At 56.3% G+C, this 16593-nt stretch carries 11 protein-coding genes; 3 read left to right on the plus strand and 8 right to left on the minus strand.

Going from position 1 to position 16593, the window contains the following annotated elements:
- Positions 1 to 88 precede the first annotated feature (88 nt).
- Positions 89 to 1942: an outer membrane protein assembly factor BamB family protein gene (locus FYC48_RS15540; protein ID WP_149497628.1), complete on the minus strand. Its 1854-nt coding sequence runs from the start codon at positions 1940 to 1942 to the stop codon at positions 89 to 91.
- 211 nt (positions 1943 to 2153) lie between these two features.
- Here FYC48_RS15540 and FYC48_RS15545 point away from each other — a divergent pair, with 211 nt between their 5' ends.
- Positions 2154 to 3821, plus strand: coding sequence for a protein adenylyltransferase SelO (locus FYC48_RS15545; protein ID WP_149497629.1), 1668 nt, complete (start codon positions 2154 to 2156; stop codon positions 3819 to 3821).
- Between the two features lie 81 nt (positions 3822 to 3902).
- Here FYC48_RS15545 and FYC48_RS15550 read toward each other — a convergent pair whose 3' ends face one another.
- From FYC48_RS15550 to FYC48_RS15560, 3 genes are read right to left on the minus strand one after another with little or no spacing between them, the layout of a single operon-like run.
- Positions 3903 to 4637, minus strand: coding sequence for an ABC transporter ATP-binding protein (locus FYC48_RS15550; protein ID WP_149497630.1), 735 nt, complete (start codon positions 4635 to 4637; stop codon positions 3903 to 3905).
- A gap of 5 nt (positions 4638 to 4642) precedes the next feature.
- Positions 4643 to 5884 carry an ABC transporter permease gene (locus FYC48_RS15555; protein ID WP_149497631.1) on the minus strand — a complete coding sequence of 414 codons (1242 nt, stop codon included), beginning with the start codon at positions 5882 to 5884 and terminating at the stop codon, positions 4643 to 4645.
- Between the two features lie 5 nt (positions 5885 to 5889).
- Positions 5890 to 7149, minus strand: a complete 1260-nt coding sequence (locus FYC48_RS15560) for an efflux RND transporter periplasmic adaptor subunit (protein WP_160149553.1) — start codon at positions 7147 to 7149, stop codon at positions 5890 to 5892.
- A 307-nt stretch (positions 7150 to 7456) separates the two neighbouring features.
- Between FYC48_RS15560 and FYC48_RS15565 the strand changes: the two genes are divergently transcribed.
- Positions 7457 to 7786, plus strand: a complete 330-nt coding sequence (locus tag FYC48_RS15565) for a hypothetical protein (protein ID WP_149497633.1) — start codon at positions 7457 to 7459, stop codon at positions 7784 to 7786.
- Here the strand turns inward: FYC48_RS15565 and FYC48_RS15570 are convergent, their stop codons facing one another.
- Positions 7787 to 9217, minus strand: a complete 1431-nt coding sequence (locus FYC48_RS15570) for a hypothetical protein (protein ID WP_149497634.1) — start codon at positions 9215 to 9217, stop codon at positions 7787 to 7789.
- A gap of 410 nt (positions 9218 to 9627) precedes the next feature.
- Complete coding sequence (prfB, locus tag FYC48_RS15575; RefSeq protein ID WP_149497635.1) at positions 9628 to 10746, minus strand: peptide chain release factor 2; 1119 nt, start codon at positions 10744 to 10746, stop codon at positions 9628 to 9630.
- 177 nt (positions 10747 to 10923) lie between these two features.
- Between prfB and mnmA the strand changes: the two genes are divergently transcribed.
- A complete protein-coding gene (gene mnmA, locus FYC48_RS15580) occupies positions 10924 to 12081 on the plus strand; it encodes a tRNA 2-thiouridine(34) synthase MnmA (protein ID WP_149497636.1) in 1158 nt (385 codons plus the stop codon).
- Positions 12082 to 12133: 52 nt separating this feature from the next.
- On the opposite strand, the gene FYC48_RS15585 is transcribed toward mnmA, so the two are convergent.
- Both FYC48_RS15585 and FYC48_RS15590 read right to left on the minus strand, forming a co-directional pair.
- Positions 12134 to 13495 (minus strand): DUF1552 domain-containing protein, encoded by a 1362-nt coding sequence (locus FYC48_RS15585; protein WP_149497637.1) that lies wholly within the window; start codon positions 13493 to 13495, stop codon positions 12134 to 12136.
- Positions 13496 to 13597: 102 nt separating this feature from the next.
- Positions 13598 to 16174 carry a DUF1592 domain-containing protein gene (locus FYC48_RS15590; protein ID WP_149497638.1) on the minus strand — a complete coding sequence of 859 codons (2577 nt, stop codon included), beginning with the start codon at positions 16172 to 16174 and terminating at the stop codon, positions 13598 to 13600.
- Positions 16175 to 16593: the final 419 nt, after the last annotated feature.

The raw sequence follows: 16593 nt of genomic DNA on the forward strand, positions 1-16593 counted from the left end.
CAGTCAAACGATCAGGCACGGCACTCCGGCCAAGCCCGCATCATAGCAGCATCAGTGGGTACCGATGGGAATGTTCGATCCCTCTCGCTCATTGCAGCGGTAATCGAAAGCACGCAACCTCTTTTGCGTTCCTAACAAAAAGGCGATCGCCAACGACCACCGGATGATTCCACGTTTTCCCTTCGACGACGGAATGTTTCGCGAGTTCGACCAAGCGATCTGGAGACGCATTGGCCAATACGATCTCGCCCTTTTCCGAAAGAATCAGCAATTGCCCCTCATCGGCAAGCAACAGCACTTGCCCGTTGCCATACCGACCACGCTTCCACTGGCGTTCTCCCGTTTCGGCGTCGATACACGCAAACACGCTTCCGTCAAACCCGTACAAGTTGCCGTTGAAATAAACGAAGTCATTGAAATCTGGCTTCATCTGCCGAGTGGTCCAAGCCTCTTCGGTTTTCCAATCACCGTCCTCTGATTGCGAAACGACGATGCGACGTGTGCCATCTTGAAGTGCCGTAGCGATGTAAACCGAGTCATCCACAACGAGTGGCTGCAGGGCACGATAGTTGTCGACTTTCCAGTCATGTTGCCAGACCATTTCGCCGGTCTGAATGTCGATGAAATCAACCCCTGTGTTGGTCATCATCAAGATGCCTGATGTCTGCCCGAAGGTCGCTTGCTGGGGCGAACTGTAGCTGTGATCACCTGAAGGCGATGACCAAACAAGGTGGCCATCACCGACATCGTAAGCGAGCACCCCCAGATTGTCGCTTCCGCCGGCATGAACGATAACTTTTTGATCGACCACCAACGGCGACGAAGCGAATCCCCACCGGGGAGCATCCCGCTGGGCGTCAACTTTCAGATCACGGCGCCAGACTTCTTGACCATCGACTGGATTAATCCTCAGGACGATGCCATCGGCACCGAGCGTGTAAAGAGCGTCGGCCGTCAACGTCGGTGTCGCACGCGGACCGGCGCCCCCGATCGCCTCCCAAAAGCGACTGGGGTAGGACGCGTCCCAGAGGATTGCCCCGGAATCGGCGTCCAAACAAACCACCGCTTCTTCGTCACCACGCTGCTCTTGCGTGAACAGTCGCCCGTTGCCGACGGCAAACGATGACCAACCGGGCCCAATCTTTTGTCGCCAGAGTTCCTTGGGTTGCTGAGTTTGCCAATCTTCAGAAACACGTACGCCCTGCAGGGTGCCATTGCGTTCTGGACCACGAAAAGCCGGCCAAGGGGCGGAAGCAAAGGAGATCGGCTGGGACTGATCGAGTGCCTCTGCTCCGTCGGTTCGATCGACCTCCGTTTCTGCAAGGTCGGTCGGCGCGGAAGACCGACGTTGAGAAAGGTCAGCCAAGTAGCGTTCCTCCGCAGTCGGCTCCCATCGCCATAACAACTCCGGCTGAAACCGACCGGTGAGCCCTTCGAGTTGCTGAGTTTCCCAATAACTGACAAAAACCGTCACGGCAACGAGCGCGATTGGCAACCGAATGCCGGGCCGAGATGCGAAAACCAGTAATGCTGCCAGGAACGCGACCACGGCTGTCGGGATCACCATCACCAGCGTTGCCATCCCGAGCATCGTATCATCCAACAATGCAATCGCGATTCCAACGATGGCGACGAATCCGATCACGCCGACGATTTTTTCCTTGACCCCGGCACGGCTCGCGAAACACCACCACGCCAACATCAACGCTCCGCCGACCGCGGGCCCCAGAAAGGCGGTCATCATCATCATCAATGATTCCGTTGGCATCGTGCGCATTGCGATCAGCCCCAAGATGCCGACAAGCAGGATCAAGGCCGGCCATCTCCGCAAACGACGGGTCGGCTGGGACTCCGTCTCATTTTCTCCCGGTACCCCTAGAGTTGCGTCACTCGCACCCGGATCACCAGACGGAGTGGGTGTCGCTTCTGATTCGGATGACATGATGGAGAGACCTTTCTAAGAGACAAATGGATGACGGCGCCCGGCATCGAGAACACAATTTTCGCGTCTGATCAACTTGTTCGATCTGCGAATTGTTCGATCTGCGAATTGTTCGATCTGCGAATCAAGATCTTGGTGACTTTATGGCCATGATGCTTACGTAAAACGCGAACAGGTGACCATGGAATTCCTAGGTTGCTACACTTCTGGCATGAATACGCACGAACCGAACGAAGCCGAATGGAGCGAGGCCTGGGCGTCCCTCCAGTTTGACAATCGATTCACAAGTTGTCTGCCGCCCGACCCCGAAACGAGCAATGAAACGCGTCAAGTTTACGAAGCGTGTTATTCGCGCGTGCGACCGCTGAAGTTTTCCGCACCTTCCCTGGTCGCCTATTCTCCCGAAATGGCCCGGCAACTCGGTTTACCCGAGTCACTGCTCGGGTCATCTCAATTTGCAGAAGTTTTCGGCGGCGGTCGTGTGCTGCCCGACATGGATCCGTTTGCGATGTGCTACGGCGGTCATCAATTCGGAAATTGGGCGGGACAACTCGGCGACGGCCGGGCGATCAATCTTGGCGAAGTCATCGATGTCGACGGCCACCACCAAACGTTACAGTTGAAAGGCGCCGGACCGACGCCTTACTCTCGCTTTGCCGACGGTCTGGCCGTGCTCCGCAGCAGCGTGCGCGAATTTCTGTGCAGTGAAGCGATGCATCATCTGGGGGTTCCAACCACACGCGCCCTCAGCTTGGTCCTGACAGGCGACCGCGTCACTCGCGATATGTTCTACGACGGTCATCCTCAACAAGAACCCGGCGCGGTCGTTTGTCGCGTCGCACCTTCGTTCGTTCGGCTCGGCAGTTTTCAGATTTTTGCAAGTCGTGGTGACATCGAAACGCTTCGTACGTTGACCGACTATACGATCCGTAATGATTTCCCACATCTATTGGCTTCGCAAACCGCCCCGGGTAAAGAAACGTACCAAGAGTTTTTTGCCGAAGTCTGTCAGCGAACCGCTGAGCTGATGGTGCATTGGATGCGAGTCGGTTTTGTCCACGGCGTCATGAACACCGACAATCTTTCCATACTCGGACTGACAATCGACTACGGCCCCTATGGTTGGCTAGAAGATTACGACCCAAACTGGACCCCCAATACCACCGATGCCCAAGGACGTCGCTATCGTTATGGGCATCAACCACAAATCGCCCAGTGGAACCTCGCCCAATTCGCCGGAGCGCTTTTACCACTGGTCGATGGTGATGTCGAATCGATGCAAGCGGGCTTGAAACTGTACGTCGAAACCTTTGAAGACGGCTGGCACGCAATGATGTCGGCAAAGCTTGGTCTTGATCGCTTCGAACCAGCATCGGATCCGGAACTGTTTGGCGACCTACTGGAAGTTCTCTCGCTCGCCGAAACCGACATGACGTTGTTTTATCGACTGTTGGCCGATCTTCCCTGTGATTCCCCCGAAACCACGCTACCTGCGTCTGATCCCGAAACGAATCGACAACGTTGGATGCGATCGATGAACGCGGCTTATTATTCCCCCGATGAAGTCAGCTCGGATGCGATGACAAAAACGCTTCGGTGGTGGGAGCGTTATCGCGAACGACTTGCCGCGGCAAACATCGACGAAGCACAGCGAAACACACGAATGAACCGGATTAATCCACTGTACGTCCTTCGAAACTACCTGGCCCAACTGGCGATCGATCGCAGTGAACAAGGTGATCACGCAGGCGTTTGGGAACTACTGGAGGTGTTGCGCAATCCGTACGAAGTACAATCGGGTCGCGAAGCGTTCGCAGAGAAACGCCCCGAATGGGCCCGCCACCGAGCCGGATGTTCGATGTTGTCCTGCAGTTCATAAAACCGATGGGGCAACTTGTGATCCGACACGGCGTGCTTCCGATCACAAGGGAGATTCGTTGAGCAGAAACCACCCGCGCTGTCACTCGTCAAATTCGGATTCCGACTCGAGTGCGGCTTTGGCTCGTTGAAAGTCATCGGTATCCTCGACCACTTCGCCATCACGCAAGACGATTGTCCGGCGAGCGGTCTTGGCCACGTTCAGATCATGCGTGACCAAAATGACGGTGATTTTTTCGGTCTCGTTTAACTCTTTGAACAATCCGATCACCTCTCGACTGGTCTTGGAATCTAAGTTTCCCGTTGGCTCGTCACCCATCAAAATCGATGGGCGATTGACCAGTGCACGGGCAATCGCGACCCGTTGCTGTTGCCCCCCGGAAAGCTGACTGGGGTGGTGATGATAGCGGTCACCCAGGCCAACTTGGTCGAGTACTTCGCGGGCTCGATCGTGTCTCTGACGCGCCGTCATTCGCGTGCCGTACATCAGTGGCAATTCGACGTTCTCAAGCGCCGACGTTCGATTAAGCAAATTGAAACTTTGGAATACAAATCCCAACTGGCGGTTACGAATTCGGGCCCGCTGATCTCGGTTCATCGTCACGATTTCTTCGCCGTCGAGCCGGTAGCTTCCATGCGTCGGGCGGTCCAAGCATCCCAACGTATTCATCAGTGTTGACTTCCCGCTTCCCGATGGACCGACGAGCGCGATCGATTCGGCATGCTCGATTTCCAGACTGACCGTGCGCAGTGCATGAACGAGGACTTCACCGAGGTCGTAAACGCGGCGGACGTCGCGAAGTTCGATCAGTGCCATCGGGGTTACTCGTATCGCAGGGCGTCAATCGGATCGAGCTTGCTGGCTCGACGTGCGGGGTAAAAGCCAAAGAACATTCCCACCGCCGCGGCAAACCCCATCGCGACGAGCGCCGCCGGAAGCGAAACCACCATCGGCCAATCGGTCCCCGGCTTATAGGCATTGATCACGACTGTTGCGGTCATCGACATCGCGGTGCCTAGTGCTAAACCGATCAATCCCCCGATACAAGACAGGACGATCGATTCGATCAGAAACTGCCATAAGATGTCACGGCCACGGGCCCCCAACGCCATTCGTATCCCGATCTCACGCGTCCGCTCGGTGACCGAAACCAACATGATGTTCATGATCCCGACGCCACCGACGACCAGTGAGATCCCGGCTATCACCGACAGCATCATCGTCAATGTCCCGGTGATGATGCCCAGCATATTGGCAACCTCTTTCATATCGGTGATCTCAAAATCAGCCGATTCTCCGGGTGCAATGTCATGCCTTTCGAGCAGCAGATGACGAATTTCTTTCGTCGCTTGTTGCATCAGATCCATACTGCGGGCTGACACCATGATCGCGTGAATGTTATCCATCGGTGCACCGACCAACCGTTTCCGAACGGTTGTCTGGGGCATCAAAATCAAATTATCCTGGTCGTCACCGACCATATTCGCGCCTTTCTTGGCTAAGATCCCGATCACTCGGATCGGGACATTGTTCACACGAACGGTTTGCCCAATCGGATTGATGGTACGAAACAATTTGGGAATCAAGGTCTGGCCGATCACACACACCTTGGCATTCGATTCAATGTCAGCATCGCCGAAGAACGACCCCGCTTCCAAAGGCCATGCGCGAACCTGTAGGAAATCAGGCCCGACGCCCAACATCTCTTTCGGACTCCAGTTTTCATTGCCGAAGATCACCTGGCCTCCGGTAAAAATCATCGGCGAGGCTGCCCGAACCGACGGGCACTGCGATGCGATCGAATCCACGTCCGCCGCGGTCAATGTCGGCGCATCGTTTTGCTGAACGCCGCCTTCGTTGGTTTGCCCCGGCGTGACAAAAATCACATTAGTGCCCAAGCTTTGCAGTTCGCCCTGAACCAACCGGTTCGCGCCCTGCCCGATCGAAACAATCGTGGTCACAGCGGCAATCCCGATGACAACGCCAATGATCGTCAAGATCGCCCGCATCTTGTTTTTTCGCAACGCTCGCAGCGCGGTTCGAACGGTATCGAAGAACGACATGGCGATTAGTTTTTTTGCCCGGTGACTAACAGATCGCCCTTCGACAGCTCACCGGATCGGAGCTCGGTGTATCCGCTCTCACCCAGCCCAGTCTGGATTTCGATCGCCCTAAGTAATTCACCGTCGACGGCCCATACATGACGACGGTGACGTTGCTTCCGCCGGTCTGCTTTCTCGCCGGCCGACAGGTCCGCCGATTCGTTATCGTCAGCAGTCGGATCATTCTTCCAGGTTGACCCGTCGATCAAATGACGATCTTTCTCGCGCACCCACTCGGCTTTTTCAGGATAGAAACGCAGCGCCGTATTGGGAATCTTGGGTACGTCAACCGTCGAGTCGACTTCGAAGGAAATGCTGGCGGTCATGCCAGGAAGCAGCTTCAGATCCGGATTTTCGGTCGCGATCACGACCGGATAGGTCACCACGTTTTGATTCGTCACGCTACTAACACGGATCTGTTCGATCGTTCCGTGAAAGACGATCTCCGGATGCGCATCGACAGTGAACGTCACCGGTCGATCCTGTTCTTTCGCTTGCTGCACCAACCCGATATCCGCCTCGTCAACGGATGCGAATACATGAACCTTGCGGCGTAGATCCGGCGCGACAATGAATAACTCGGGGGTCTGAAACTGGGCAGCCAACGTTTGCCCCGGATCGATTTTGCGATCGATGACGATGCCGTCGACGGGGGCGACAATTTCACAGTAATTCAAATTCGCAAGTGCGTTGTCCAGCGATGCACGGGCTTGCAAGATGGTTGCTTCGGCAACCTTTCGTTGTGCCCGCAAGGACTTCACCTCGAACGTCAACGAATCCATTTCACTTTCCGACAGAAAGCCTTCGCGTTTCTGCCGCAGTTTCACGCCCCGATCAAAATTGTTGATCGCTTGCTGCAGTTCTGCCTCGATCCGTTCCAACTCGGCTTGCCGTGTTGCCAGCGCCGCCTCCGAGCGCGCCACTTCGGCTTTGAACAACCGCGGGTCGACCCTTGCCAACACATCGCCCTCTTTGACTTCATCGTTAAAGTCAACATTCAGTTCGACGATCGGACCGGAGACAAACGATCCGACCAAGACAGAACGCACCGGTCGAATTTCACCAGTCGAATTGACATAGCGGGTCACATCGCCGCGGGTCACTTTTGATGTTTCCCAAACAATCCGGTTGCGTGCTTTCCAGTAACGCATCGCTGGCCCATAGGCAGCCGCAATCACTCCTCCCAAGACGGCGATTGGGATCAGCCATTTGAGAAGTGTCTTCATGTCGGTGGAGTGAATAGCAAAAGAAAAGTAAACGAGCGGGCCGAACGAGCAGGCTGCCGATTTGCTGGGCAAACACGATTCGCCGAGGAGGCGCCGATCTTGGTGACGGAGCATCAATTTACGACAAATTCGACCGCCGGACCAAACGTGTCATCCGACGTGCGATCTATCTCATGTCGCCGAAACGAAGTGTTGCTGAAGCGTCGATCGCGTCCTGAAAAAGCGGTCGACGTGCCCCATCAGGCACTACTTCCTTTCGCTTGCTTGAGTTTCACACGTGGGTAGGTTCTTACAAGGAGATTCAGTTATGGCCAAATACTTTGTGCAATCCGGAACGCTTCGCACGACCGTTGACGCCGAGAACGGACAAAAGGCTGCGCTCTGGGCAGTTCATCAAGCCATGCAACAGGTCCTGCCAGTTGATGACGAACAGCACACATCACAGTGTAAAGCAACATCGATGTCAGAGTCTGGACCGAGCGTGATGGATCATCTGGTGTTTGTCAGCGAAGTCGGCTTTGACGACGAGCACCCGACTCGGTATCCAACGATGGACGTCGTACGACAATGGAACGAGATGCTCGGTGCCCTGCAACGACTCGAACAATTGCTCGGTGATCGTGGCTTGGCTGCCTGATCAGTTCGCCCCCGTTGCCGTCACGTGAATGATTCGTTGGTCTCCGTCAACTGAATCAACCGTTCCGAAATCGATCGCTTTGACAACTTCATCGATCGAGCCGAAATGACGAACGATTAAATCCGTGTGGGTCGGATTCGATCGTCGCCGATGGTTAGGACGCTGAAGCTGGGTCAGCAACGCGTCGACGGCGCCGGGGGCATTAAAACGTGGTGTGTGGGTCACACTGATATGAATTTCGTTGGGTCGAAGCGTCGTAAAACTCCCGCCTCTCGGGCCCCCGAACGATGGCGGTCGCGGGAAACCAGCCCCCGCAAACGTTGATCCTGGAACGTTTGATGGGGACATTCCCGCCTGAGCATGAAACCGCTCTGCCTCCGCCCGCATCTCTGCCATCTGCGCTTCACCACGGGCCCGGCGGCTAGCCTCGGTCCATGCCCCAAGCATCGTCATCAACAAAATAAATGCGAACTGAGCCAAGTAACCCGAGGCGAGAACTCGAAAGACACCGAAGCGTTTCCATAAAAAGACAAACCCAATCACGACGCCCCAGAACACCACAAAGGCCGTGACGATTCCCATCACCATGGACGGGTTGAACTCGCCGCCGCTTCGTCGCATCCCCTTTAGCGATGCCTTCGCCACCACCGCAACGACCACCAATGCGATACCGCCGGCTCCCATCGCTGCGACTCGCTGCTGATAGTAACCCGTCAATCGATCCATCAAATGTTTGCGAGGCAGAAAAAGGCACCCCGCAATGATTGCTCCGATCGGAAACTGAATCGCCAAGACTAACAAAAAGGGAGGGAAGAACGCACAGAAGATCAGTCCGACCAGGTTGGCAATCACAATCGTGGTGATCAAGCGATGTGACGACACCCAACTCCCAAACCGGTTTCCCCCGACCTTTCCTTTCGATGAAGGCTGCCCCGTGAACGCAGAGGTTGCGTCTGCCCCCATCGCCGACATTCCCGAATGCGAAGTTGGCAAATTCCCAAACGGGTCATCCAGTACCGGACTCGGTGCGGCGGGCACGCTCGCTGACGAAGCAGGCATGCTTGCCGGCGGCATCGAAACTGCCGGTATCGATGCTGGGCTCGATGTCGATGTCGGTACTGCGGGTTGCTGAGTGAGCGGCTTGCCGTCGGCACCGAGTGGGATCGCCGGCAGAACCGTGTCGCGTCGATTGACAGCTGGTGCTGAAGACGCGGCGGGCTTGCCAACCGGACGCGAGACTGGCGTTGGCTTTACAACCGGTTGCCTGGACGCCCCGTCGTTTTTTTGTGCCGGAAGCTTTAATTGCATCGAGCACTTGGGACACTTCACCGTCGATGGCTGATCCAACAGTTTGACGGCAAGTTTGCTTTGGCAGTGCCCGCACTTAATCGACACCTTCTCGCCGGCGGCTGCCTTCGCTGGCTGGCTCACTCCAACATTCGAGGCTGGTGCGTCATTCGAGGCCGGTACTTCACCCAAGTTTTTACACTTGGGACAACGGACTTTCTTGCCGGCCGCTGATGCTGGGACAGCGAGTGTTTGCGAACAGGAGCCGCACTGAAAGCGAACCGTAGAAGACATGGCGAGCAGTGGTGATCTGGGAGATAAGGTCCCGCATTCTACCCCAGCGATTCCACCCGAGCGACACTTTTTTCCCAACCACGAAAACAGGAGGTGGCGTGAATTCACCGCCGGTGGCATGCCTGTCCCCGAACGGAACGTTCGATCGGTTAGCTGCCCGTTAGCCAACATGCGCTCGCAGCGGCTGCGTGCGTTAGCCACGCGATAGTCAGCTATCTTTGCAGCAAGGCAAGCCCTCGTCCTGGCTGCGAAGTCCTACCTTATTCGTCACCACTGGGGGCGCTATCACCTGCCTTCCATCGCAAAAACGCATCCAGAAATCCTTGCAGCTCACTGCCATCGAGGACGCTATTAAAGTTGCCGACGTAGTGTCCGGTTCGGGCGTCCTTAACCCGTTGGTCTGGATGGAGGAAGTAGTTGCGGATTTGGCTACCGAACCCGGTTTTCGCTTGGGTGTTGTACTTTTTCGCGTCTTCTGCTTCGCGCCGCTCCTCTTCCAATCGGGCGAGTTTTGCGCGGAGCATCTTCCAGGCGGTCGCCCGGTTTTGGTGCTGGCTACGTTCGTTCTGGCACTGGACCACCACCCCACTCGGGGCGTGGGTCAGGCGGATCGCACTGTCGGTCTTATTGACGTGCTGGCCGCCGGCACCACCGGCGCGGAAACGATCTTCTCGAACGTCTTTCTCATGAATTTCGATGTCCACCGAATCATCAATTTCGGGGGAGACGCTGACCGCCGCGAAACTGGTTTGACGCTTGCCTTCGCTATTAAACGGGCTGATTCGAACGAGTCGATGGATGCCTTCCTCACCTTTAAGATAGCCGTAAGCCATCGGACCGCGAATGGCGACCGAGGCGTTGTTGATACCGGCTTCTTCGTTATCCTGGCGGTCGAGCAATTCGATTTTGTACTCCTGACCGACAGCCCAGGCGGAGTACATCCGTAGCATCATATCGGCCCAGTCGTTCGCGTCGGTCCCTCCGTCGCGGGCATTAATGGTCAAGATCGCGCCCGCGTTGTCGTTCGGACCGCTCAGCAGAGCTTTTAACTCCAGATCATCGAGGATAGCTTCGAGTCGGTCGAGTTCCCCGTTGACCTCGTCAACGATCGATTCGTCCTCGTCGGCCATCTCCATCAACGCGGCTAAATCTTCGACGGCGGTGGACAATTCATTCATCGGACCGACAATACTTTTCAGGCCCTTGAGCTGGGAGACGGTCTTTTGCGCGGACTCGTTGTCATCCCAGAAGTTGGGTTCGCCCATTTTGGCTTCGATCTTTTTGATCTGGGCTGCTTTGCCAGCATGGTCCAGCGATTCGGAAAGTTGAGCCAATCGTTTTTTGATGTTGGAACCGCGTCCAACGAGTTCGGCATCCATTGATAATCCGTTGTTCCCGATCGCGAAGTCGATCTCGGACGTCGCGAAGCTGATTCGTGTGGTCGGAAAAGCTAATCTGCGATGATAAACGACCTGCCGGCGGCGAGGTGGTTCACCCGTTTGCGTCGCGTTTAATTTGTACGGCGATTTAATTCGTGAAAAGGTAAAGAACTATACATGGCACGCGTTGTTCTGGCGATGAGTGGGGGTGTCGATTCGAGTGTCGCGGCGCACCTTTTGAAGGAAGCCGGGCATGAGGTCATCGGCATTTTCATGCGGCATGGTGAGGAATCGAGCGAAGTTTGCAAAGTCGACTCGTCGACCGACACGGCATTGCCTGTGTTGGGAGGGTTGGCGTCGGGGCGAGCCGATCATAAACAGGGCTGCTGCACCGCCAGCGACGCCGCCGACGCGCGGCGTGTCGCGGCGGCGATGGAGATCCCGTTTTACGCCCTCGACCTGCAAGCCGACTTTCGCCGGATCGTCGATTACTTTGTTGATGATTATCTGGTCGGTCGAACCCCGAACCCCTGCATTAAATGCAATCACTGGATCAAGTTCGGACGGCTGTTCGATTATGCCGACGGGGTCGACGCAGACTATGTCGCCACCGGTCACTATGCGCGGATGATCGACGGTCAACTGCATCGGGGACTCGACGGCAACAAGGATCAATCCTACGCACTATTTGGGATTCGCGGTGACCGACTCGGCCGAATGATGCTGCCGGTCGGTGACTTCGAGAAACCCGAGATTCGCCGGATCGCCGAAAGCTTGGACCTGGGTGTTGCCAGGAAAAAAGACAGCCAAGAAATCTGTTTCGTCACCCAAGGTCACCACAGCGATTTCGTCAAAGCACGACGTCCGGAGCTGGCCGGAACCACCGCCGGCGAGATGGTCACACTCGACGGTACCGTCGTCGGAACCCACCAAGGTTACGAAGCGTTCACGATCGGTCAACGAAAGAAACTTGGCGTCGCCCTGGGCGTTCCACATTTTGTCGTCCGCATCGAACCGGACACCCGCCGCGTCGTCTTGGCGACGAAAGAACACCTGGGAAGCCAGACGTTGCTTGCCAAGGAAGCAAATTGGCTGACCGATGACCTGTCTGGCGAACTGTCCGTTCAAATTCGCTACAACGGATCACCGCACCCGGCCATCGTGCATCTCGATCCAAGCGAACGAGATAGCTTTCGGGTTCAATTCGAATCACCGGTGGACGCCGTCGCGCCGGGCCAAGCGGCCGTCGTTTACCGCGGCACCCAGGTGATCGGCGGCGGTTGGATCGAGCACAGCGGCGAAGATCTGCAGTGCTTCGCCGGCGGTGACGTGTGACGACATTGCCGCACGACTGACGAGAGGCGAGCCGCCCGGACGCGCCGCTGATCTAAATTGTCAGCCGACCGGTGCTGTCGCCGATCGATTCGGCAGGTGTCCCCATAATATCTAGCATCGACAAGAACAGGTTGGCCATCGGGCACTCTTCGCCGGCATCGATGTAACGACCGGTTTCGATTTGCCCTGACGCGCCACCCGCCATGATAATCGGTAGGTCTTCGTGGCGGTGCCGGTTCCCGTCGCTGATACCGCTACCGTAAAGGACCATCGATTGATCGAGCAAGCTACCGCCTGCGTCACTGGTGCTATCGAGCTTCTGCAAAAAGTAAGCGAATTGTTCGACCAGATAACGATCGATCTTCGCCAGCTTCCCAACCAAGTCTTCTTTGTTGCGGTGGTGGCTCATCCCGTGGTGGCTATCGCTGATGCCGATCTCGGTATAACGACGGTTGCCGCCGGCGTTGTCCAACATCATCGTCGCGACGCGAGTTGAATCCGTCTGGAACGCAATCACCATCAGGTCAAACATCAAGCGGGCGTGTTCCCGGAACGCTTCAACCCGGCCGAATGGAACTTCGATGTCCGGAAGTGCCGCCGCATCGTCACGTTCGCTCTGTTCGATCCGTTGTTCGATTTCACGAATACCCGAGAAGTACTCGTCCATCTTCCGTGTGTCAGTTTTGCCAAGGCCTTTCATGAGGTTCTTGGCATCGCCCCGAACGACATCCAAAATACTACGGCGAACACGATTTTTTTCACGACGCTCATGGGCGTCGCCGCTGCCGAACAATCGCTCGAAAGCCAATCGCGGGATCGTTTCCTTGGGCATCGGTTGCGATTCGCTGCGCCAAGAGATGTTACTGCTGTAGGCACAACTGTAACCCGAGTCACAACTGCCGGCGTTACGACTGCCTTCGAGTCCGAGCTCGATCGAAGGCAGGCGAGTTTGCCCGGCCAAATGAGACGCGGCGACTTGGTCCACCGAAACGCCCAAGCGAACGATCCCACTGGTTTTCAACGGACGCGCGGCGGTCAAGAACGTTGCCCCACAGCGAGCGTGATCACCGGCACCGTCCTTGTACCCACGCCCATTGTCGAGCGTTAGATTGCGGAACACGTTGATCTTGTCCTTCATCGGGCTCAGCGGTTCCAGCGTCGGCGAGCACTTCCAGTCACGCGGGTCACCGCTTTCACCGACGATCGGCGTCCACTCGGGAACGATCACGCCATTGGGAAAAAAGACGCACGCCATCCGGACGGGACGTTTGACCGAGTCAGCCGACGCATAGGCGCTGCGGGCCATCGGAGTCATCGCTTCGAGCAACGGCAGTCCCAGCACGGCGCCGGTGCCGCGCAGGAGAGTCCGTCGATCGAGACGCTTCGGTTGGATCGGATTCTTTAAAAGGCTCATAGCGTTTCCGTTTGGTAGGACGTCGTTGGCGGGTGATCGCGACGCGGTGCGTCGCACAGGCTGGTCGTAAAGGCGGGAAAGAAACTGGTAGGAAGGGGTGAACTATCGGGTGGGCGTTTGGAAGCGGAATTGTCGGCTATCGATGATCGCCGACGCAATGTCAGCGAGCCGGAAGCCATTCGGGCGAGTTTTCTCGACCACGTCGTCGATTGTACAACGATCGTCAGGCGTCAGTTCACGACCGATCGCGAAAGTCAGCATCCGTTCGGTCATTGTCCGGGCCAAAGCCTCAATTTCGGTGTCACCAAGCATTTTGCTTAACTCGGCGCCACCGTTAAAAGATCGCCCATCGGGCATCGCGCCGCTGGCATCGATCGGGTGACCGGAATCTTCGGTTCGGAAACGGCCGATCGCGTCAAAATCGTCTAATCCGAATCCCAGTTGGTCCATCACTCGGTGGCAGGACGCACATCCAGAACTCGCGCGATGCAATTCCAGTTGCTCTCTCAACGACGCGGTCGCCGCGGCGGTTTCTGACTCTTCAAGTTCAGGAACCCCGGCCGGCGGATCCGGTGCCTTGATGCCTAAGATATTCTCGAGAATCCATTTCCCACGGAGCACCGGACTGGTTCGTGTCGGCATGCTGGTCAGAGTTAGAACGCTTGCGTGCGAGAGCAGTCCACGTCGCGGCGTGCCTTCTAACGACACCCTTTGAAACTCGTTTCCCTTCGGGGACTCGATCCCATAGAGCTTCGCCAACGGTTCGTTGATGAAAGAATAATCGGCGGTCAGAAATTCGCTGACGGGCAGGTTGTTTCGAATGACGTGCATGAACAGCATTTCGGTCTCACGACTCATCGCCAACTTGAGCTGATCATCGAACATCGGAAAGCGTTTTTCATCCGCTTCATGTCCGTCCAAGTTTCTCAGGCCAAGCCACTGGGCGGCGAAGTCTTTCGCCAGCGCGGTCGCCCGCCCGTCTTCAAGCATCCGCTTGACTTGCTTGTCGACTTCTTCACCGGCCAGTTTGCCTTTGTCGGCCAATTCCAACAGCGTTTCGTCAGGCGTGCTACTCCACAGGAAGAACGACAAACGCGTCGCCAACTGGTGTTGAGTGAGGGCGTAGTCACCGAACTCATTCGGCTCTGCATCCGCGTTAGGCAGCTCGGCTCGGAACAGAAAGCGCGGGCTAACCAGCAGCGCCGTTAACGCACGCCGCATCCCGACGTAAAACGATTCACGTTCGCCGGTGGCTTGCTCGACCAACTGTGCGTAGGGCTTGATTTCTTCATCGGTCACCGGACCGCGAAACACTAACGGCATGAACTCACGAAGGTTCTTCATCGCCGTCTGGCGAACGTCTTTGTACCGCCCACGATTTTGTGGTGCGACATGGCGGACGAGATCAAAGTGCTTCGGGGGAAACGCGTCTTTAGGATGCCGGGAGGGACCATTGACCTCGAACGAGCGAAACATAAACGGATGCTCGGCAAAATCGATTCGGCGGTTGGGTGGAATCGGATCGGCCAAACCCTCAATCACTTCATTGACAACCGCTTCATCCATCGTCGTCATTTGGTCGAAACGAGTTTCGCCAACCTTCAACTCTTGTTCCTCAAGGATGGGGATGAAGCCTAAACGACGTTTACCTCGTTTCAGTTCAACCGTTTCGCGTTCTGAGTCGGCGCTTCCGCCGCCACCGAAATACTTCAACTCGACCGTTTTCAGCAGCAGTCCTTCACCATCGACAATCGCGACCGTCACCGGATCGGCTTTGGAAGTCGTCACTCCACCGCGAATACCAATCCGATACTCACCGTCAAACGGAACGTCGAGATCGATCCAGGCAAAACTCTCTTTGTCGACGAAGCGTCCGTTGAAACTACCGACTTCAAAACTTCCGTAGACAGGGATCTGGTCTGGCGCGACATCCTTATCGATCGAAGGCAATTCTTTGGGATCGCCGATGACCGCGTCGGCAACCGACTCGGCGGCCTCGAAATACTTTTCGATCAACATTGGGCTCAACGAAAGCACGTCACCGTTGTTGTCAAACCCGGCGCCGACTTCATCGGAGGGAAACTTGTCGGCCGGCTTCAAGTCGATTCCAAAAAGGTCACGAATCGCGTTGTTGTACTCGCTTCGGTTCAGCCGACGTACGGTGACCTTCCCGGCTTTGGGGCGCAAGTCACATGTCGATGAAAAAGCGGCGTCTTCGAGCGCATGCACCAACTGCTTGCGTTCTTCGATTTCCGGTGTGTCGTAATCTTCCGGCGGCATCGCCCCGAAACGTACCATCTCAAGCACCCGTTGAAATTCCGGCGGGCTGACGTCCTTGAGCGAGAGGAACGGGGTCAGATCTAGTCCGGCTTCCTTGTAGTCCTCGTTGTGGCAATCAATGCAGTACGCTTCCAAAAGTGGTACACCGTTTTCTTCCCAAGCCGCCAGTTGTTCCGGATCAGGTTTGTTGGTGTCTTCGCTGTCTTCGCCTGGAGCTTCCTTTGACGGTGCACTTGCTGACGGAGACGTCCCTGAATCGTCTTGCGGGGCCTCAGCACGCGCAGGGTATCCGCCCCATCCGGCAAGAACGAAAGCCGTGGTCAACATCAGCGCAAGCGGCGAGAGGAAAGGCTGGCGGAGCTGCGAAACTCGCAAGTCAACCGCGGCCCTTTCGATCATTGGATCGGGCACAAACGTTTGGGGGTAATCGTGGTGGCGGGACCGGGTCAGCTCGGTAGATCGAAACAATTCAGATCCATGCGGCGAACTGAAATTGCAACCACCAGGTGATTGCCCAGTCCGTCGCGACAAGCGATCCGGCGTGAGGTGGGACACCCTTATTGTAGGAATATGGCGACCTATTTCCAGCCAAATCGGCCAATGCAAGCGTCTTCGGCAAGCGAACCTCTCCTAGATCGAACAAATCGGCGCATTTTCGCCACCACATTCAGCCACTCTTCCCACCCGAACGTGTGGAACCATGGCCCGTGTACCACTGTCGCGCCGCCAAGCCAAAACCGGATCGAGAACGAAAATCCGCTCGTATTGCTGGCATTCCGCTCGACTCGCGGCGATGAATCAGGGGGGTCACAAACCGA

It is taken from the genome of Roseiconus lacunae, from assembly GCF_008312935.1.
Taxonomy (GTDB): domain Bacteria; phylum Planctomycetota; class Planctomycetia; order Pirellulales; family Pirellulaceae; genus Stieleria; species Stieleria lacunae.